The 17,789-nt window shown below is 63.2% G+C and carries 19 protein-coding genes and 1 tRNA gene; 10 read left to right on the forward strand and 10 right to left on the reverse strand.

The features are described 5' to 3' along the window. Positions 1 to 39: 39 nt before the first annotated feature. On the forward strand, positions 40 to 2,094 hold the full coding sequence (locus EN990_RS16980) for a M3 family metallopeptidase (protein ID WP_013528986.1): 2,055 nt from the start codon (positions 40 to 42) through the stop codon (positions 2,092 to 2,094). Here EN990_RS16980 and EN990_RS16985 read toward each other — a convergent pair whose 3' ends face one another. From EN990_RS16985 to EN990_RS17000, 4 genes are all read right to left on the reverse strand, one after another. Then, positions 2,095 to 3,600 (reverse strand): M81 family metallopeptidase, encoded by a 1,506-nt coding sequence (locus EN990_RS16985; RefSeq protein ID WP_013528985.1) that lies wholly within the window; start codon positions 3,598 to 3,600, stop codon positions 2,095 to 2,097. Between the two features lie 24 nt (positions 3,601 to 3,624). Continuing rightward, positions 3,625 to 4,449 carry a carbohydrate ABC transporter permease gene (locus EN990_RS16990; protein WP_127384654.1) on the reverse strand — a complete coding sequence of 275 codons (825 nt, stop codon included), beginning with the start codon at positions 4,447 to 4,449 and terminating at the stop codon, positions 3,625 to 3,627. Then, positions 4,446 to 5,315, reverse strand: coding sequence for a sugar ABC transporter permease (locus EN990_RS16995; protein WP_024504714.1), 870 nt, complete (start codon positions 5,313 to 5,315; stop codon positions 4,446 to 4,448). The genes EN990_RS16990 and EN990_RS16995 overlap by 4 nt, the downstream gene beginning before the upstream one ends. 490 nt (positions 5,316 to 5,805) lie before the next feature. Further along, the gene (locus EN990_RS17000; protein WP_127368162.1) at positions 5,806 to 7,038 is read right to left on the reverse strand and encodes a sugar ABC transporter substrate-binding protein; all 1,233 of its coding nucleotides are present in this window, start codon (positions 7,036 to 7,038) and stop codon (positions 5,806 to 5,808) included. A gap of 183 nt (positions 7,039 to 7,221) precedes the next feature. Here EN990_RS17000 and EN990_RS17005 point away from each other — a divergent pair, with 183 nt between their 5' ends. From EN990_RS17005 to EN990_RS17015, 3 genes are read left to right on the forward strand one after another with little or no spacing between them, the layout of a single operon-like run. After that, positions 7,222 to 8,010 carry an SDR family oxidoreductase gene (locus EN990_RS17005; RefSeq protein ID WP_013528981.1) on the forward strand — a complete coding sequence of 263 codons (789 nt, stop codon included), beginning with the start codon at positions 7,222 to 7,224 and terminating at the stop codon, positions 8,008 to 8,010. A gap of 2 nt (positions 8,011 to 8,012) precedes the next feature. Continuing rightward, entirely contained in the window at positions 8,013 to 9,080 is a 1,068-nt protein-coding gene (gene ugpC / locus EN990_RS17010; RefSeq protein ID WP_013528980.1) for a sn-glycerol-3-phosphate ABC transporter ATP-binding protein UgpC, read from the forward strand. A 10-nt stretch (positions 9,081 to 9,090) separates the two neighbouring features. Next, positions 9,091 to 9,972, forward strand: a complete 882-nt coding sequence (locus tag EN990_RS17015; protein WP_013528979.1) for a MurR/RpiR family transcriptional regulator — start codon at positions 9,091 to 9,093, stop codon at positions 9,970 to 9,972. 16 nt (positions 9,973 to 9,988) lie between these two features. Here EN990_RS17015 and EN990_RS17020 read toward each other — a convergent pair whose 3' ends face one another. Next, positions 9,989 to 10,306, reverse strand: coding sequence for a DUF167 family protein (locus EN990_RS17020; RefSeq protein ID WP_127368163.1), 318 nt, complete (start codon positions 10,304 to 10,306; stop codon positions 9,989 to 9,991). A 13-nt stretch (positions 10,307 to 10,319) separates the two neighbouring features. Next, complete coding sequence (locus tag EN990_RS17025) at positions 10,320 to 10,610, reverse strand: YggT family protein (protein ID WP_013528977.1); 291 nt, start codon at positions 10,608 to 10,610, stop codon at positions 10,320 to 10,322. A 160-nt stretch (positions 10,611 to 10,770) separates the two neighbouring features. Here EN990_RS17025 and EN990_RS17030 point away from each other — a divergent pair. The 6 genes from EN990_RS17030 to EN990_RS17060 all read left to right on the forward strand — a co-directional run bounded on the left by EN990_RS17030 (position 10,771) and on the right by EN990_RS17060 (position 14,444). Then, positions 10,771 to 10,846, forward strand: a tRNA-Ala gene (locus EN990_RS17030). Between the two features lie 331 nt (positions 10,847 to 11,177). Next, positions 11,178 to 11,927, forward strand: coding sequence for a helix-turn-helix transcriptional regulator (locus EN990_RS17035; protein WP_013528976.1), 750 nt, complete (start codon positions 11,178 to 11,180; stop codon positions 11,925 to 11,927). 530 nt (positions 11,928 to 12,457) lie between these two features. Beyond that, complete coding sequence (locus EN990_RS17045; protein ID WP_224674654.1) at positions 12,458 to 13,420, forward strand: SagB/ThcOx family dehydrogenase; 963 nt, start codon at positions 12,458 to 12,460, stop codon at positions 13,418 to 13,420. A 144-nt stretch (positions 13,421 to 13,564) separates the two neighbouring features. Then, the gene (locus EN990_RS17050) at positions 13,565 to 13,741 is read left to right on the forward strand and encodes a hypothetical protein (protein WP_224700463.1); all 177 of its coding nucleotides are present in this window, start codon (positions 13,565 to 13,567) and stop codon (positions 13,739 to 13,741) included. A 4-nt stretch (positions 13,742 to 13,745) separates the two neighbouring features. Continuing rightward, positions 13,746 to 14,003, forward strand: coding sequence for a hypothetical protein (locus EN990_RS17055; RefSeq protein ID WP_127368165.1), 258 nt, complete (start codon positions 13,746 to 13,748; stop codon positions 14,001 to 14,003). A gap of 120 nt (positions 14,004 to 14,123) precedes the next feature. Then, positions 14,124 to 14,444, forward strand: a complete 321-nt coding sequence (locus EN990_RS17060; RefSeq protein WP_127368166.1) for a hypothetical protein — start codon at positions 14,124 to 14,126, stop codon at positions 14,442 to 14,444. A 25-nt stretch (positions 14,445 to 14,469) separates the two neighbouring features. Here EN990_RS17060 and EN990_RS17065 read toward each other — a convergent pair whose 3' ends face one another. The 4 genes from EN990_RS17065 to EN990_RS17080 form a co-directional block, all read right to left on the reverse strand. Then, on the reverse strand, positions 14,470 to 15,414 hold the full coding sequence (locus tag EN990_RS17065; RefSeq protein ID WP_127368167.1) for an energy transducer TonB: 945 nt from the start codon (positions 15,412 to 15,414) through the stop codon (positions 14,470 to 14,472). Then, on the reverse strand, positions 15,411 to 15,878 hold the full coding sequence (gene exbD, locus EN990_RS17070; RefSeq protein WP_127368168.1) for a TonB system transport protein ExbD: 468 nt from the start codon (positions 15,876 to 15,878) through the stop codon (positions 15,411 to 15,413). The genes EN990_RS17065 and exbD overlap by 4 nt, the downstream gene beginning before the upstream one ends. Before the next feature lie 4 nt (positions 15,879 to 15,882). Next, positions 15,883 to 16,854: a tonB-system energizer ExbB gene (gene exbB / locus EN990_RS17075; RefSeq protein ID WP_127388331.1), complete on the reverse strand. Its 972-nt coding sequence runs from the start codon at positions 16,852 to 16,854 to the stop codon at positions 15,883 to 15,885. 65 nt (positions 16,855 to 16,919) lie between these two features. Continuing rightward, positions 16,920 to 17,711, reverse strand: a complete 792-nt coding sequence (locus EN990_RS17080; RefSeq protein WP_164753497.1) for an ATP-binding cassette domain-containing protein — start codon at positions 17,709 to 17,711, stop codon at positions 16,920 to 16,922. Positions 17,712 to 17,789: the final 78 nt, after the last annotated feature.

The following is a 17,789-nucleotide window of genomic DNA, read 5'->3' on the forward strand; positions in this document are numbered from 1 at the left end:
TACGACCCACCTGCCTGCTTCACCAACGAAAGACTGTCCATGCCTTCCACGAAAGCCGTCGACCTCGCCGCCCATCCGCTGACCGCGTGGCAGGGGCCGCTCGGCCTGCCCGATTTCACGCGCATTGGCGACGGCGACTTCTCCCCGGTCTTCGACGCGGCGCTGAAGGCGCACGAGGCCGAGATCGAGGCGATCGCCGGCAACAAGGATGCGCCGACCGTCGAGAACACGCTTGCCGCGCTGGAACTCGGCGGCGAAGCGCTCGATCGTGTCTCGTCGATCTTCTGGTGCCGCGCCGGCGCCTACACCAATGAGACGATCCAGGCGCTAGAGCGCGACATCTCGCCGAAAATGTCCAGGCATTTCTCGGCGATTTCAATGAATGAGCGGCTGTTTGCCCGCATCGACGATCTCTACCAGCGCCGTGAGAGCCTGAAGCTCGACGCCGAGACCTTGCGGGTGCTGGAAAAGACCTGGAAGGGCTTCGTCCGTTCCGGCGCCAAGCTCGACGCCGACGGCAAGAAGCGGCTGGCAAGCATCAGCGAGGAATTGTCCTCGCTCGGCACAGCTTTCGGCCAGAATGTTCTGGCCGACGAGCGCGACTGGGCGCTGTTCCTCGATGAAGCCGACCTTGCCGGCCTGCCGGACTTCGTGAAAAGTTCCATGGCCGAAGCGGCCGAGATACGCGGCCAGAAGGGCCGCTATGCCGTCACTCTGTCGCGCTCGATCTATGAGCCGTTCTCGACCTTCTCCGAACGCCGCGATCTGCGCGAGATCGCCTTCCGCGCCTTCACCATGCGCGGCCAGAATGGCGGCGCCACCGACAACACGAACGTGGTGCGCGACATGCTGCGCCTGCGGGCCGAAAAGGCAAAGCTGCTCGGCTATGCCTCTTTCGCCGCGCTGAAGCTCGATGACACCATGGCCAAGACGCCGAAGGCCGTGCACGCGCTGCTCGATCCGGTGTGGGAAAAGGCGCTTGAGAAGGCAGCAAGCGACCAGATCGAATTGCAACGGCTGGCCACCGCAGCCGGCAGCAACGAAAAATTCGCTGCCTGGGACTGGCGCTTCTACCAGGAGAAGCTGCGCGCGGAGAAATTCGCCTTCGACGAGGCGGAACTGAAACCCTATCTGCAGCTCGACCGGATCATCGACGCTTGCTTCGACGTGGCGACACGGCTGTTCGGCATCACCTTCGAAGAGAAAAAGGACATCGCGGCCTGGCATCCGGACGCCCGCGTCTTCGTGGTGAAGAATGCCGACGGCAGCGAGCGCGGCCTTTTCCTGGCCGACTATTTCGCCCGGCCGTCAAAGCGATCCGGCGCCTGGATGAGCGCGTTGCAATCCGGCTACAGGCTCGGCCACGGTGCGAGCCCGGTCATCTACAACATCATGAACTTCGCCAAGCCGCCGGTGGGCGAGCCGGCTCTGCTGTCGGTCGACGAGGCCAAAACGCTGTTCCACGAGTTCGGCCATGCTTTGCACGGCATGCTGACCGACGTCACCTGGCCCTCGGTTTCGGGCACTTCGGTCAGCCGCGATTTCGTCGAACTGCCTTCGCAGCTCTACGAGCACTGGCTGACCGTGCCGGCAGTGCTGGAGAAGCACGCGCTGCACGTCAAGACCGGCAAGCCGATGCCCAAGGCGCTGCTCGACAAGATGCTGGCCGCGCGCACCTTCGGCGCCGGCTTCGCCACGGTCGAATTCACCGCCTCCGCCTTGATGGACATGGCCTATCACGCGCGGGCGGAGGCGCCTGAAGCGCCGCTTCGTTTCGAAGCCGAAACGCTTGCAGAACTGCATATGCCGGACACCATAGCCATGCGTCACCGCACCCCGCATTTCGGCCATGTCTTTTCCGGCGAAGGCTATTCGGCCGGCTACTATTCCTACATGTGGTCGGAAGTGCTCGATGCCGATGCTTTTGCCGCCTTCGAGGAAACCGGCGACCCCTTCAACCCGGCACTCGCCGAGCGGTTGCGCAAGAACATCTACGCGGCCGGCGGCTCGAAGGATCCGGAAGAACTCTACACCGCCTTCCGCGGCAAGATGCCGTCGCCGGAAGCGATGATGGCCAAGCGCGGGTTGGTGTGATTAGCCAATCTCCCCCCTCGTGGGGGAGATTGGCAGCTTCCAAGGATCCGTCACCCTCGGCCACACCGGCCTTGTCAGCTTCTTGTAATCGGTCACCGCCGGATTGCTGGGATACGAACTCGGCGCCGAGACATAGATGATCTCGGCGGCGATCGGCTCGAAGCCGGCGTAGAAATGATTGGTCGACTTGATCAGCAGCATGTCCTTGGCTAGCGGATCGACGCCGATGTTGGAAAAGATATCCGGCTCGAAAGTCTGCGTGCGGTTGGTGTTGAGGATGATGTCGACCTCGGTGCCTTCGAGGCGGACCAGCGCCGTCGGCCCAAGCGTCACCCGGCTTGGCCCGAAACTCTGCCAGCCCTCCGCAACCGCCTTCAGCACGCGCACGCGCGCATCGATCGGCTCGCCGGCTTGCGGCCCGGCCTTGCCGCCGAAGCGCAGGTCGATGATTGCGCCCTCGCCTGCCGCCAGGCAGAAGGTGACCGCAATCGGATCCCAGATGGTCGCGACGGCGAACCTGTCCAGGCCACGCGCCAGCATCTGGCGCAGCACGAAGGTGCCGTCGCCGGGCACACCGCCGCCGGGATTGTCCCAGATATCGGCGATGACCACCGGCTTGCCCGGATTTTCTGTGCGCACGGCCAGCGCCCGATCGATGCCGTCGGCAGCACTCAGCATCGTCATCGCCGTCTTTTCGCGCAGCGCGTAGAGTTCCCGCCCGAGCCGTTCCGCCAGCGCGTCGCCCTTGGCCTTGTCATTGTCGGTGACGACCAGGATGCGCGTGCCCATCTCGGGCACATCGGCCGCCATGAAGCCGTGGATGACGGAGACCGACAGCACGCCGTCCTTGCCGTGCAGCGCCTTGATGCGATCGACGAAGGACCGCATCGGCTCGCGGCTGGTCGGCAGCACCTGGATCATGCGGCAGTCGAAGGTCGAAATGACAGGGTTGATCTCACCACGCACTGCTGCCAGGCCAAGCTCGACGACATGTTCGCCGCGCTCGTAGAAATCGGTGTGCGGAAATTCGAGGAAATAGGCGAGAATGTCGGAGGCCGCGACGCGCTTCGGTGTCAGATGGCTGTGCGGATCGAGTTCCACGGCGATCACCACCTCCGGCCCGACCATTGCGCGAACCCGTTCGAGCAGATCGCCTTCGCAATCGTCATAGCCTTGCGCCACCATGGCGCCATGCAGGCCGAGGATGACAGCATCGACCGGCAGCGCCGCCTTGAGCTGGCCCAGAATCTCGTCGCGCAAAGCCTCATAGGTCTGCCGCTGCACCAGGCCGCCCGGCTCGGCCCAGGTGGCGGTGCCTTCGATGACATCGAGGCCTTCGGCCACCGCACGCCGGCGTAGCGCCACCATCGGCGAGGAGCACAGCGTCGGCGTTTCCGGGTGCTTGCCGGGCCCGGCATAGAAGGCCATCTCGAACGAAGCCCTATCGGTCGGCACCGGCGAGAAGGTGTTGGTTTCCGTCGCCAGCGAGGCGGTGAAAATGCGCATGAAAGCTCCGTCCGTGAATAGGCGCTATTTGACCGCCCCGAGCGCCAGGCCTCTGACGAGGTAGCGCTGCAGCCAGATGAACAGGATGGCCACCGGCAAGGTCGCCAGCAGCGTCGCGGCCATGACGTGATGCCATTCGATGGTGTAGCGGCCGGCGACCAGCGAAAACACCTGGATCGGCAGCGTGTAGCTTTCCTGGCTGCGCAGCATGGTGAGCGCCACGACGAACTCGTTCCAGGCGTTGATGAAGGTGAAGATCGCCGTCACCGCGATCGCCGGCAGGCAGAGCGGCAGGAACACCTTGCGCAAGGTCAGCCAGCGGCCGGCGCCCTCCATCCAGGCGGCTTCCTCGAGATCGCGCGGGATGGTGTCGAAATAGCTCTGCAGCATCCACACCGTGAAGGCGATGTTGAAGGCCATGTAGATGAAGCCGAGCGCCGTCGTGCTCTCGACCAGGCCCCAGGCGGCCATCAGCCGGAACAGGCCGAGCACCAGCACGATCGGCGAGATCATCTGCGAAATCAGCAGGAACTGGCGCAAGGCGCCGTAGCCGGCAAAGCGGAAGCGCGACATCGCATAGGCCGCCGGAACCGAGATCAGGATGGCGCCTACGGTGGCGATCACAGACACGTAGAGCGAATTGAGCAACGCCTGGCCGAAGCCGGTCGCCACCCACATGTCGGAAAAATTCGACCAGCGGAATTCGCTCGGCCACCAGGTCGGCGACAGCACTTCCTGCCTCGGCTTGACCGCGGTCAGGAACATCACCGCGAAGGGAAAGAGCGTCACCGCGATCAGCGGCGCCAGCAGCAGCCAGGCGATGATCGAACGCTTGAGCTTGCTCGTCATGCGCGTTGCTCCCGCATCGCCAGCCGCACATAGATCATGGTGAAGACCAGCAAGATGGCGAACATCACCAGCGACACCGCCGATGCTTCGCCCAGCTTGCCGATGCGGAAGGCCAGCTTGTAGAGATGGGTGACCAGGATATCGGTCGAGTTGGCCGGCCCGCCCTGCGTCATCACCCAGATGATCGGGAAGGAATTGAAGACGTAGATGGTGTTGAGCACGATGGCGATGTTGATGAACGGTTTCAGGAGCGGAAAGGTAATTTCGCGGAACTGCTGCAGCGGCGTCGCCCCTTCAAGCGCCGCCGCCTCGTAGAGATCGTCCGGGATCGACGACAGCCCGCCGAGGAAGATCGTCGTCGTGAACGGCACCGTCACCAGGATGCCGATCAGCACTTGCATCGGAAAGGCGGTTTCGGCACTCGCCAGCCACTGGATGTTGTGATCGATGAGGCCGAGGCCGATCAGCGCCGAATTGAGCATGCCGCTTTCGCCGCTCAGCGCCCAGCGCCAGACCACCGCAGTCATGGTCAGCGACACCGCCCAGGGCAGCATGATGATGACGCGGGCAATGCCGCGGCCATAGAAATCGGTGTTGAGGATCATCGCCACCGGGATCGACAAGAGAAGCGCGCCGCCGACCACCATCACCGTCCATTGGCCGGTGCGCCAAAGCGCGGCCGTGAAATCGGGATCGGCAGCGAGTGCCGCGAAATTGGCGAAGTCGTTGAAGTCACGAAGCTGGCCGAAGCGGCTGACGTCATGCGTCGAGATCTGGATCAGGTCCCAGACCGGCCAGAAGATGACCACCGCCGCCAGAAACAGGCTGGGCAAGGTCAGGAGATAGGGCAAGAAACGATTTTGCATCGGCTGGCTTTGTACCGCGTTGCGGGGAGATTGGATTTCGCTGGCTTAACAGATTGACTTGGTCCGGCCTCGTTCTTCTCAGGGCACCGCTTCAGGATTCCTTGCAACCGTCGGCGCTGCCCTCACCTGCTCGTCCGTTCTCCGCAGCAGTTGCGGAAGGGCCCCTTTCCTCTCCCCCGTCGATCGGGGGAGAGGTGTCGAGCGAAGCTCGACGGAGTGGGGGTCGACCCCTTGGGCGCAAGGCGAGGCTTGCGCCTGGTGCTCTTCCTATATCCGTTCGCGGTGGCTGCCAGGTGGTTCCCCCACTCCGTCTCGGCTTCGCCGAGCCACCTCTCCCCCCTCCGGTGGGAGAGGAAAGGAGCCTGGCTGGGCGGCGTTGACATCGACGAACTATCTTTCTGCTCGAGGCTGCAAGATGTGGCGCGCCCCGCCTGAATCTGGGGCGCGCCACGGGCGCAGGGAGATACGCCCTATTCCTTCAGCACTGCCCCTACTTCTTCAGCACCGCATTGGCCTTGGCCGCCGCGTCCTTCAGGCCTGCCTCGGGGTCGCCGCCGAGATAGATCTTCTGCATGGCGTCCGACGTGATCTGGGCGACCTCTTCCCAGCCCGGGATGACCGGCGCGAAGCGGGCGTCGGGCAGCAGAGCGGTGAACGCGGCCAGATCGGCATTGTTGACGTAGTAGTCCATCTTGGCCTCTTCCTTGTTCACCGGCAGGAAGCCTTCGCCCTGTGTGAACTTGGCACGCTGCTCCGTGGTGAACAGGAAATCGAGCAGCTTCCAGGCCTCGTCCTTGTTCTTGGAGTTCTTGAACATGATGATGGAATCGGTGACGCCATAGGTGCCGCGCGCGCCGGTCGGTCCGGCGGGAATGGCCGCAACGCCGTATTTCAGGTTCGGCGCCTCGTCCTTGATCTGGTTGGACAGGAAGGGTGCGGTGATCATCATGCCGACCTTGCCCTGCTTGAACAGGTTCTGCACGTCCTCGCGGTTGTTGGAGGTGACGCCGGGTTCGGTCAGGCCTTCGTCGATCATCGACTTGTAGAGCTTGGCGGCTTCAAGCGCGCCGGGCGTGCTCAGGCCCGAAGTGCCGTCCTTGTTGAGGATTTCCGTGCCGTAGGACCACATCGCATAATAGTAATAGACGTCGGTCTCGATCTCCTTGCCCTGCAGGCCGAAGCCGAACGTGCCCGACCCCAGAGCCTTGATCTTGCGCGCATCTTCCTGCAACTCGGTCCAGTTTGCCGGTGGCTTGGCGATGCCGGCCTTCTCGAACAGCTCCTTGTTGTAATACATGGCGCGCGCCGAGGCCGCGATCGGCAGGCCGTAGGTCTTGCCATCCATGATCGAGGGCGACAGGAAGGTGTCGATGAAGCGGTCCTTGAAGTCGGGCTTGATGTAGCCGTCGAGCGGTTCGGCGACATCCTGCTGGACGAAGTCGATCAGCCAGCGCGTGCCGATGATCGACAGATCGGCATTGGTGCCGGCGGTGATGTCGGTGGTCAGCTTCTGCAGCAGCACATCCCACGGCACCACTTCGAACTTGACCGTGATGCCGGGGTTCGCCGCCTCGAATTCCTTCTTGACGCTGTCGAAATAAGGGCCAGTCTTGGCGCTGTACTCGGCCACGGTGACCCGCACCTCGCCCGCATCCGCCTGCGCCGCAATTGCCAGCATGCTCATTCCGGCCATCAGGCCGATAGTCCATTTTGCAAGACTCATTTGAACTCTCCCATTTTGATTTTTGCGCCTGCGCGCCTCTTCGTTACCCAAGCAGAAGATTTATGTGACTTTCCTACATTATCGAGGATTTGAGGGCTTGCAAGCAGATTATTATGTTGCTTAATTACATTTTGTGGACTAGGCCTGATACGACCTGTCGGAGGTCCCGGAGGATGACGCACGGTGGTTTCGCAAACGGAACTCGAAGGCAGGGCCGAATTCGAGGGCAAGACTGTCGTTGTGACGGGTGCGGGCGGCGGCCTCGGTACGGCCATCGTGGCGCTGATGGCGCAAAGGGGCGCCAGGGTCGTAGGCTGCGACCAGTCGAGCGAGGCGTTGAAGAGCCCGCATTTTGCCGCCCGCCACGTCTTCGATCTTCTCGACAAGGCGTCGATAGCCACGGCGATCGCCGCCATCCTCGACCGGGACGGTGTGCCCGACATTCTCATCAACAATGCCGGCTGGACGCGCGCCGAGACGCTCCCCGCGCTCAACCCCGACAGGATTGAGCAGGAACTCGACCTCAACCTGACCGGCGTGATGAATTTCGCCGATCCGCTGGTCAAGGCGATGGCCAGCCGTGGCTCCGGCAGCGTCGTCTTCATCTCCTCGGTCAACGCCATCGCGCATTTCGGCAATCCCGCCTATGCCGCGGCCAAGGCCGGCATCAACGCCTATGCCAAGGCGATCGCCGTCGAGCTCGGCCGCAGCGGCCTGCGCGCCAATGTCGTCTGCCCCGGATCGATCCGCACCGCCGCCTGGGACCACCGCCTTGCCAAGGATCCCGAAATCCTCGGCAAATTGCAGCGGCTCTATCCGCTCGGCCGCATCGTCAACGCTGCGGAAGTGGCGGAAGCCGTCGCTTTCCTTGCGTCCGATCGCGCATCGGGAGTAACAGGCGTGGTGATGCCCGTGGACGCGGGACTGACCGCCGGTTGCCTGCCCTTCATCGACGACATATTGGGAGCGTGAGCATGACCGACGTCGAGTTCCGCGACCTGTCGAAATCCTTCGGGCAGCACAAGATCCTCGAGAACATCAGCCTCGATATCAAGAGCGGCGAGTTCGTCGTCCTGGTCGGCCCGTCCGGCTGCGGCAAGTCGACCTTGCTGCGCATGCTCGCCGGCCTGGAGACGATCACTTCCGGCGATCTGTTGATCGGCGGCGTGCGCGCCAACGCGCTGCCGCCGCAGCAGCGCAACATCGCCATGGTGTTCCAGTCCTATGCGCTGTTTCCGCATCTGAAGGCATCGGACAATATCGGTTTCGGCCCGAAGATACGCGGCGAGACGCGCACGGTAATCGATGAGAAGGTCAAGAAGGCATCGGGGGTCCTCAATCTCTTCTCCTATCTCGACCGCTATCCCCGCCAGCTGTCGGGCGGCCAGCGCCAGCGCGTCGCCATGGGCCGCGCCATCGTGCGCGAACCGTCTGTGTTCCTGTTTGACGAACCGCTGTCCAATCTCGACGCACAATTGCGCGTGCAGATGCGAGTCGAGATCAAGGCGCTGCACCAGCGGCTGAAGTCGACGATCGTCTACGTCACCCACGACCAGATCGAGGCTATGACCATGGCCGACCGCATCGTCGTGATGGATCGCGGCAGGATCCAGCAGGTCGGGGCGCCGCTGGAGCTCTATGACAGGCCGGCCAACAAGTTCGTCGCCTCCTTCCTCGGCTCGCCGTCGATGAGTTTCGTCTCGGGTTCGCTCAAGACGACGCTTGAGAAAACCTGGTTCGAATCGGCCGGCGGCGGGCGGCTGGCGCTTGCCGGCAAACAGGTGCCGGCGGACAGCGCGGTGGAGGCCGGCATCCGCCCCGAGCATTTTGTCATCGGCGAGGCTGTCGACGCGATGGCGATCAGGGTGGATGTCGTTGAGCCCACCGGCTCCGAAACACATGTCTATGGCGCTATCGGTGCTGATACGGTACGCGCCGTGTTCCGTGACAGGGTGCCGGTCAGGCCGGGAGACCTGCTGCCGGTCTCGGTCGATCCCGGCAACATCCATCTGTTCGACAAGGCGACGGGCCTGCCTCTATGAAAATATCAGCATGAAGACGCCGGCCGACATCATCACGCGCCTGCAGCTGATGTCGCAGGACGGAACGAAGTCGGATCGCAAGCTGGCCGGCTTCGTGCTGGCAGACCTCGACTTCGTTTCCAAGGCGGCGATTTCGGAAATTGCCGCGCGCGTCGGTGTCAGCGAGCCGACGGTGACGCGGTTCTGCCGCAACCTCGGCTGCGAGGGCCTGCGCGACTTCAAATTCTATCTGGCGCAAGCCATCGCCATCGGCGGCCAGTATCTGTCGCCGGAGCCGTTGAGCCGCGATGCCCGCGAACAGCGCATCGCTTCCGCCATCACCGAAGCGGCGATATCGGCCATCCAGCGCGCCAGCGAAAACCTCGACATGACGACGCTGGTCGCCGTCGCCGCACGCATCGCGGTTTCCGGCAATGTGCTGTGCATCGGCTCCGGTGGCATTTCGTCGATGATGGCGACCGAAATGCAGAACCGGCTGTTCAGGCTTGGCGTGTCCGTGCTGGCGCAAATCGACGGACAGTTGCAACGCATGTACGCTGCCGTCGCCACCCCCGACACCACGCTGATCGCCTTCTCCGTCTCCGGCTATGCACGATCGGTCATCGATGCGGTGCAGGTCGCCCAGCAATATGGCGCCACCACGATCGCCATCACCCCGCCGGACTCCGCGCTCGCCAAGGTCGCCGACACGGTCATCCATTTCCAGTCGCTGGAAGACGGCAATATCTACAAGCCGACATCGTCGCGCTATGCGCTGCTGTCGATCGTCGACATGATCGTCACCTCGGTCGCCGAGACGCGCGGACCAAGGGTTCTGGAAAATCTGCGCCGCATCAAGCAGAGCGTCAACACGTTGAAAGTTGACGATCCGCGTTTGCCGCTGGGGGATTGACCCTCCGGCAAGGACATCAGGCCTGATGGCCGAGCGCCTCGATGCTTTTCGCCAACGTCTCCGGATCGCCTTCAATGCGCACGGTCTTCAGCCGCGCCGTGCCGCCGGCGACAACCGAGACGGCGGACCCCGGCACGCCAATCGCCTTGGCAATCAGCTTTTCGAGCGCATGATTGGCGGCGCCGTTTTCCGGCACGGCGCTGACGCGCGCTTTCAGATGGCTTCGCTCGTCCGCCGTGGTCTCGATGCCTTCGAGCCTGTCCAGCGCAGCCTTCGGCGTCAGCCGGACAAACAGCTCGACGCCATCATCGCGCAGGCGAAACGGCGCGCTCATACGATCATCGGCCTCACAGGACCAGAGGCGCCACACTGGTCAATATGAACTGCCGCAGGAAGAACAGGATCAAAAGCAGGATGATCGGCGAGATGTCGATGCCGCCAAGGTCCGGCATGAAACGGCGGATCGGCCGCAACGCCGGTTCGGTCAGCCGATAGAGCATGTTGCCGATGGAACCGACGAACTGATTGCGCGAGTTGACGACGTTGAAGGCGTAAAGCCAGGAAAAGATCGCCGATGCGATGATGATCCACCAGTAGAGGTCGAGCGCCATGACGATTGTCTGAATGAGGGCGAGCATGCCGGTCTCCAATTGTTGCCGACATGTAGCCATTGCACGCGAAACCGGCAAGGGCCGCCTGCCACGGTGCGCCGGTACGGCTGCCAGGCCACTGGATTTCGGCAAACCTCCGCCTTGACAGGAAACCGCGGCGCCCGATAAATGCGCCCATCCGCTGGACGGGGCTGTAGCTCAGCTGGGAGAGCGCGTCGTTCGCAATGACGAGGTCAGGAGTTCGATCCTCCTCAGCTCCACCAGCGGATTAATTCCTCGCTCTCCGCGCCATATGCAGTCCGCGACGCTCGTCCGGGCTGGCCTCCACGGCTGGCATTTGCCGTGCCGGCGCGCCTAAAAGGCCGCGCGCCGCGCCGCCTGTTTTCGCAATCTCCGGCAAGACTTTTGTCAATTGGACTTATGGCGGAAGCGCTCGTCGATTGTTTCCGTTTTTTTTGCAAACCGCCCCACTAAATTGACGTTACCAAATCAGTTTTTTCTGTGCGTTGTGGCCAAGGCGTTTCGGCGGGGGCGACCGGAGACGCTATATGGATTTCGAGTCGAAATGAAAAATCCGCCTGCGGAAGCAAAGACGTGTCAATTCGCGAGAATCTCGCTGCAAACCTTAGACGGCTGTGCAAGGACCATGCCTCCGTAAGCGCGGTATGCCGTGAGCTGCACATCAATCGCACCCAGTTCGAACGCTACCTGCAAGGGCAGACCGTTCCCAACAAGGCCACAGCCAAGCTGATATGCGACTACTTTCGCATCGACGAGGCGGAACTGTACCAGGATCCCGGCACACCCGAGCCAGTGATGCGCGGCCTGCCGCCGGTGTCCGAGAGCCTGTTCAACCAGATGATCCGCCCTCCCAGCCCTTCGATCGCGGGCGGCACCTATTTCACCTATTTCTCGATCCCGGGCCGCCTCGACCTCCTGGTGCGCTCGGTGACCTTCGTGCGGCGCGAAGCCGAATTGGTCACCTTTCGACGGGTCACCGGGTGGTCGGAGCGCCGGGGATCGACCTGGGCACGAGCGCGCGGCAATCACTATGGCGTGGCGATCTCGCGGCTGAACTGGATTTATTTCAGCGGCATCAATCGCCGCCAGACCGGAGAGCCGTCGCTGATCTCCGTGCAATGGGCTCCCATCTCCGAACCGGTGCTGATGGGCAAGGCCATGCTTCTGACGGAGGCCGGCCCGGCATTCGTGTCCGTCATCATGCGGCGCGACATTGCCAACATCCACGCAAGGGATGCCATCAGCATGGCGCATGTCATCAGTCTCGACGATCCGGGCGTCGACCAACTGGTTGTCAGCCTCACCCGGGACGGGTTGGGCTAATCCCTCGGATCGCCGTGTCTTACGCCAATTAAGAATAAGCGTACGCCGATAAAGCGTACGCCAACGATTGTCTACTCTGTATCTGAATAAAATCGATATTTTACACTTTGGTACCAAGAAAGATAATCCACGCATCCGCCTTCGACTCGTGGTTTTACTATAATTTTAACAAACCATTAACTCTTCCGACCTTACCTTTCTTCGCGCGGATCCCGTTCCGGGGGTCCTTCAACGGATCCCAGATTGGGGTCAGGAAAGGGATAAAAATGGCCAAGAAAGTGACCAATACTCCGAAGCTGACGATTGCCGCCGGCACGCAGACCGTCTTCTTTTCGCAGGGCATGCACTACAACAAGCGCTGAAGCCGTTCTGCGCCGACGAGCGGTTCGCTTGTCGGCGCTTCGGCTCCGCAGATGGCATCCAGCTTCATGAAAATGCGCTCTTCGAAAACGCTTGTTTTCTACCCTGGCCCGAACAAGGTCACGGCATGCAACTTCCTGACCAGAAGCGTATTTGAATGCAGCCCTGATATGGTCGGCCTTCTCGCATCGTGGGACAAATGGGCATCGACGGCGGACATTGCCCGCGCCCATGGCTGGTCGAAGTCCGAGCTGAAAGCTGTCGTTCCCCGGTTGCTCGATTTTTCCGCCCTGGTCACCGCCGGATCGCCTCTCGCCGAGCAGGAGGAACAGTTTTCAGGACAATGGAGTTGGGGGCTTCCGACGGCGCTGATGCATTTCTGCGTCCAGGACAGCGAATACATGACCATCGAGCAAGCGGAAGAGCGGCAGATGGAACGCGCCGGCCATACGCCGCAGCCGGACCTCCTGCTCAAGAATTCCGCCGGCGCCATCCAGCTGCCGAATGCACTGGAAGACAACGAACTTCTTGGCTTGATGGCGCGGCGCCGCACCAACCGCACGGCGGCTCAGCCCACCATCACGGCCAAACAGCTTTCCGATTGCCTGTTCGCAGGGCTCGGCATCATCGGTGAGACCGCCAATTGCGTCGGCACCCTGCCGCTTGGCATGACCCCTTCCGGCGGCGCGCGAAATCCCTATGAGGCCTATGTGGTCGCGCTCGGCGTCGATGGCCTCGAACCCGGTGTCTATCACTATTCCGCCGCCGACCACGACCTTGGCAGGATTTCCGCGAACCATCTGCCGAAGATCTCCGAACTGGTCGGCGGACAGGAGTGGGCTGACGCCATGCCGTGCCTGATCCTGCTTTGCGCCAGGCTCGACCGCACGATGTGGAAATATGAGGACGCCAACGCCTATCGTGTCGTGCTGATCGAGGCCGGCCATATCGGCCAGAACATCATGCTGGCGGCGACCAATCATGGCCTGTCGGCCTGCCCGACAGCCGCGCTCAGTCATTCCGCGATCAAGCGGCTGCTTGGTCTCGACAGCCTCACCGACGCACCGATCTATGCCTTGACCCTCTCGACCCCGGAAAGAGATCCCTCCACCGCGGGCCAATCCATCAATTAGTCGACCAACAATGTGTATTCGGCCAGTAACGCGTTCCCAGGGTATAACCAGAGACAGGAGCAGCACGTGCCAAATCAATCCTTACGCCAGTCGGAAATCGATAGTCTTCAATATATTTCGTCGATGACCAATGAGCTCGTGCAAATGGCCGAAGCAAGCCGTTTTCCGATGATCTCCTATCTGCTGGGCATGGCCTATGCAGAGGCCTTCGACGTTCTTCGCGGCGCACGGCCAGCCAGGCACGCGCAGCTCAGCGGCAACCCGCTGCACCCCAAGGCGCAGGCAAAAGACAATCGCGCCGCCCAGCCACGGAGAGCCTAACGAGATGCAATCGTCAGCATGCGCGGTGGCCGGCTCGACCTCGCGGCCAAACCGCTGGGAGACGCTGTGCGCATTGCAAAGCCTGCTGCCGCTGCTGAAGAAAGCCGCGACGGACCTGCACCGCGCCGACATGGTCTACTGGTTCGAGCAGGCAGATGCCGAGGTCGCCAACATCATCAGGGGCCATCCCTCCGATGCAACCGCCATCCCGGCCCTGATTGCATCCTGCCCGCAGGACCGGCATCCGGTCGCGCTAGCTTGATGCATGTCGCCCGCCAAAACGCCACGCGCTCATTGGCGCCGCTGAAAATGCTCTGCTCACCAGTTTTTCAATTTCAGACCGGAACCTATTGCGCGTCTGGAATGCCAAGGGGACCTGCACATGAACATGATAGCCAACATCAGAAGCGTCGATGCCAGGGAAAGCATTTTCAGCCGGCTCGACGTCTTGATCGTCAGGCGGCCGCCATCGCCTGTCGCCGCGCAGATCGAGGCCCGCCAACTCGTCTCGATGGCGATTGCCGACAGCTGCCAGGCCGACAGTCTCTGGGGTACAGTGGACGCCTTCCACGCCCATTTCGACTTCATGATGCAGACCATCGAAATCAACGGAGCCGATGACCCGAGCCTCGGGCTGTTGCGCACGAAATGCCGTTTCTATCTCGAACAGGTCGAGGCCCTGAGCCTGTCGCTGGCCTACTGACAGGCCGCTTAGACCAAATTCGGTCCTAGTTGCGCAGGCTGAACACGAACGGCGCTGTACGGCTCAGACGCGAACCGAGTTCCGGCGGCGGTGCCGGCACCGTGGCGCCTTGCAGCACGGCGAGCGCCGCACGGTCCAGATCCGCATCCCCGGAGGAACGAGAGAGCCTGGCAGACAGGACCCGGCCGGACGAGTCGACCGTGAAGGCGACATACGGCCTGCCTTCCACGCCTCGGGCCTTGGCAGAACTGGGATAGCGCGTGTGCCGCTTGATCCAGGCACCCAGACGGGAGTCCCATTTGCTGGAGTCGCCGGAGCGCGACGTCGATTCCGCTGCTTTCGGCGCGGCGGTCCTGGCCGCGGGCCGTGCGTCGGCGCTGGCGACGGTTGCCGTCTTCGGCGGAGCCGCCTTCTCCTTCTTAAGCCGCGGCTTGGGCTTCTCGACAGGTTTTTTCGCCTTGGCCTCGACCGGTTTCTTGTCTTTGACAATTTCGACCGGTTTCGGCTGCGGCAAGGGAATGACGACGTCTGGCGTGACAGCCTCGACAACATCCGGGATGACCTCATCCGGCGGCGGCTGATCGGCCTCTTCAGTCGTTTCGGTCCGGTTGGGTTCGGCCTCGTCGGGCGCGACCGCTTCCGGCGGCTCGACAACCGGCTCCGCCTTTTCGACCGGTTCTTCAGGTGTCGGCTCGGTCGTCGGTGTCGGTTCGGTCTGATCTGGCGTCACCGCGTCCAGCGCGGCGACCTGTTCTTGTACGGCCGGCATCACCACCATCGGCGCCATCTCGATCACCTGGGCCGGTGGCGGACCGCCGTCCGCTTCGGTGACCATGGTGAGATTCTGCACTGCATAGGCGACCGCGACATGGGCTCCGAGGACCAGCGCGGCAGCACCGGCCCACAAGCCAAGGTCGCGCCAGCCGAAGCGCGACATCTGGACCGAGGGCACGGCGACCGCTTGCGTCATGGCGCCGCCGCACCGGTGGCTGTGGGCGCGGGGGCATTGGACGCGGGAGCCGTCTCCAGGCCGACCAGCGCGATCTTCAGATAGCCGGCGCCGCGCAACAGGTTCATCGTCTCCATCAGGTCGCCATAGGCGACCGCCTTGTCGGCGCGCAGGAAGATGCGCGTCTGCTTGTCGCCCTTGGTCTTGGCGTCCAGCGTCGCGGCGAAAGCCGGGCGTGGCACGCCGTCATTGCCGATCGCCAGCGTCAGATCGTCCTTCAGCGTCAGGAACAGCGGTGTCTCGGGCCTCGGCGCGGGCGTTGCGGTCGAACCCGGCAGGTCGACATTGACATCCACCGTGGCCAGCGGTGCCGCGACCATGAAGATAATCAACAGCACCAGGATGACATCGATGAACGGGGTGACGTTGATCTCGTGGCTTTCCTCGAGATCGTCATCCATGGTCTGTCGGATTCTGCTTCCCATGGCGCTACTCCGCTGCCAGTGGCGCGGCCGGCGCGACGGTGCGGAAGTCGAGGTCGCGGCTGACCAGTCGTTCGACCCCTGCCGAGGCATCGGCGAGGATCTGCCGATAGCCGGCTATCGAGCGGGCGAAGACGTTATAGATGACGACGGCCGGTATGGCCGCGACCAGGCCCATCGCGGTGGCCAGCAGCGCTTCGGCGATGCCCGGCGCGACCACGGCGAGATTGGTGGTCTGCGCCTGCGAGATGCCGATGAAGGCGTTCATGATGCCCCAGACCGTGCCGAACAGGCCGACGAAGGGCGCGGTCGAGCCGATCGTCGCCAGCACGCCGGTGCCGCGTGACATGCGCCGCGCCGCCGCCGCCTCGATGCGCGACAGGCGCGACGTAACCCGTTCCTTGAGGCCATCGCCTGAGACATGATCGAGGGCGCCGGCTGAGAGTGCGGTCTCCTCCTCGGCCGCCCGCACCAGCAGCGCGCCCGGGCCGCCGCTGCGGTCGAGGGTACTGCTGGCCTGCTTCAGCGTGGCGGCCTTGCCGATCGCCCGCACGGCGCGACGGATGCGCAGCTTGCCGCCGAAAAGCTCCAGCGACTTGGCCAGCCATATCGTCCAGGTGACGAGGGAGGCAAAGGCCAGCCCGATCATCACCGCCTTGACGACGATATCGGCCGCCATGAACATGCCCCATGGCGACAGGTCATGCGGCAAGGTCAATTCCATCGCCGTCGAAGGTCCGGCCTCGGCTGGCGCGGCCGTGTTCGGCTGGGTGCCCGGCTGCGAAGGCGCCATCGTGGCCGGCGGAGCGACTGCCGGTGCGGCGGGCGCCGGCGCCATCGGCGCTGGGGCCGTGGGAGCAGCCGGGGTGGGGGCATCAATCGCCGGCGCGGCACCGGCGGGTTGCTCCTGGGCCATCGCGCTGCCGGCCGACAGGATGACGGATGCGACCAACGCCGCCAACAAACCACTTCTCGACAACAGCTTCTTCCTTGTTCTCACAGCGGCCAGCCGCCTTCTATTTCCCGCCGCCGCACCAGATCTCGTCACTGCACATAGCCGACGGGCTGGCCGGTGACGGGGTGCGCGAACACGCCCATCTCCACGCCGAAAATGCCTTTCAGAACATCGCTGCGCATGATCTCGCCGGGTGTGCCGCGCGTCAGCAGCTTGCCGTCCTTGAGCGCGATCAGTTCGTCGCAGTAGCGCGCCGCCATGTTGGGATCGTGCAGCACGACGACGACACATAGGTCGCGTTTGCGGCTGAGTTCCTTGACCAGCCCGAGCACCTCGACCTGATGGGCGATGTCGAGTGCCGAGATCGGCTCGTCGAGCAGCATGACGCCGGCGTTCTGCGCCACCAGCATGGCGAGCCAGGCGCGCTGGCGCTCGCCGCCCGACAATTCGTCCACCAGCCGGTCGGCAAAACCTTCCATGTCGGTCAGGGCCAGCGCCTCCTCGACATGCTGCCTGTCCTGCGCGCGGAAACGGCCAAGCGCGCCGTGCCAGGGATAGCGTCCCAACGTCGCCAGTTCGCGCACGGTCAGGCCGGTCGCCGCCGGCGTCGTCTGCGGCAGATAGGCAAGCGCGCGGGCAAATTCGCGGGCGCCCCATTGCGGCAGCGGACGCTTGGCGAAAGTGATGGCGCCTGAACTCGCCGGCTGCTGGCGCGCCATGAGCTTGATCAGCGTCGACTTGCCCGAACCATTGTGGCCGATCAGCCCATAGACGCGCGAGCGCTCCAGTTCGAGCGAGACCGGACCGAGCAGCGTCCGCTCGCCGACGGCAAAGCGCACCGCGTCGATATGGAAGGCAGTCTGGGCATCAATTCCAGCCATGCTCATGGCTTTTCTCCAGTGCGGCCGCCCGCATTTCCAGATTCCGGCTTTCGACGGCTCATGCCCGGTTGACTATGA

This window comes from Mesorhizobium sp. M7A.F.Ca.US.005.03.1.1 (assembly GCF_003997975.1).
In the GTDB taxonomy this organism is placed as follows: Bacteria; Pseudomonadota; Alphaproteobacteria; order Rhizobiales; family Rhizobiaceae; genus Mesorhizobium; species Mesorhizobium ciceri.

Excerpts from the sequence above, each read along its gene's own strand:
- EN990_RS16990 (WP_127384654.1), bottom strand. The coding sequence starts at position 4,449 with ATGACGAGCAAGCTCAAGCGTTCGATCATCGCCTGGCTGCTGCTGGCG.
- EN990_RS17055 (WP_127368165.1), top strand. The coding sequence starts at position 13,746 with ATGCAATCGTCAGCATGCGCGGTGGCCGGCTCGACCTCGCGGCCAAAC.
- EN990_RS17065 (WP_127368167.1), bottom strand. The coding sequence starts at position 15,414 with ATGACGCAAGCGGTCGCCGTGCCCTCGGTCCAGATGTCGCGCTTCGGC.
- EN990_RS16980 (WP_013528986.1), top strand. The coding sequence starts at position 40 with ATGCCTTCCACGAAAGCCGTCGACCTCGCCGCCCATCCGCTGACCGCG.
- EN990_RS17000 (WP_127368162.1), bottom strand. The coding sequence starts at position 7,038 with ATGAGTCTTGCAAAATGGACTATCGGCCTGATGGCCGGAATGAGCATG.
- EN990_RS17060 (WP_127368166.1), top strand. The coding sequence starts at position 14,124 with ATGAACATGATAGCCAACATCAGAAGCGTCGATGCCAGGGAAAGCATT.
- EN990_RS17045 (WP_224674654.1), top strand. The coding sequence starts at position 12,458 with ATGGTCGGCCTTCTCGCATCGTGGGACAAATGGGCATCGACGGCGGAC.
- EN990_RS17025 (WP_013528977.1), bottom strand. The coding sequence starts at position 10,610 with ATGCTCGCCCTCATTCAGACAATCGTCATGGCGCTCGACCTCTACTGG.
- EN990_RS17020 (WP_127368163.1), bottom strand. The coding sequence starts at position 10,306 with ATGAGCGCGCCGTTTCGCCTGCGCGATGATGGCGTCGAGCTGTTTGTC.
- exbD (WP_127368168.1), bottom strand. The coding sequence starts at position 15,878 with ATGGGAAGCAGAATCCGACAGACCATGGATGACGATCTCGAGGAAAGC.
- EN990_RS16995 (WP_024504714.1), bottom strand. The coding sequence starts at position 5,315 with ATGCAAAATCGTTTCTTGCCCTATCTCCTGACCTTGCCCAGCCTGTTT.
- EN990_RS17050 (WP_224700463.1), top strand. The coding sequence starts at position 13,565 with ATGGCCGAAGCAAGCCGTTTTCCGATGATCTCCTATCTGCTGGGCATG.
- EN990_RS16985 (WP_013528985.1), bottom strand. The coding sequence starts at position 3,600 with ATGCGCATTTTCACCGCCTCGCTGGCGACGGAAACCAACACCTTCTCG.
- EN990_RS17015 (WP_013528979.1), top strand. The coding sequence starts at position 9,091 with ATGAAGACGCCGGCCGACATCATCACGCGCCTGCAGCTGATGTCGCAG.
- EN990_RS17080 (WP_164753497.1), bottom strand. The coding sequence starts at position 17,711 with ATGGCTGGAATTGATGCCCAGACTGCCTTCCATATCGACGCGGTGCGC.
- ugpC (WP_013528980.1), top strand. The coding sequence starts at position 8,013 with ATGACCGACGTCGAGTTCCGCGACCTGTCGAAATCCTTCGGGCAGCAC.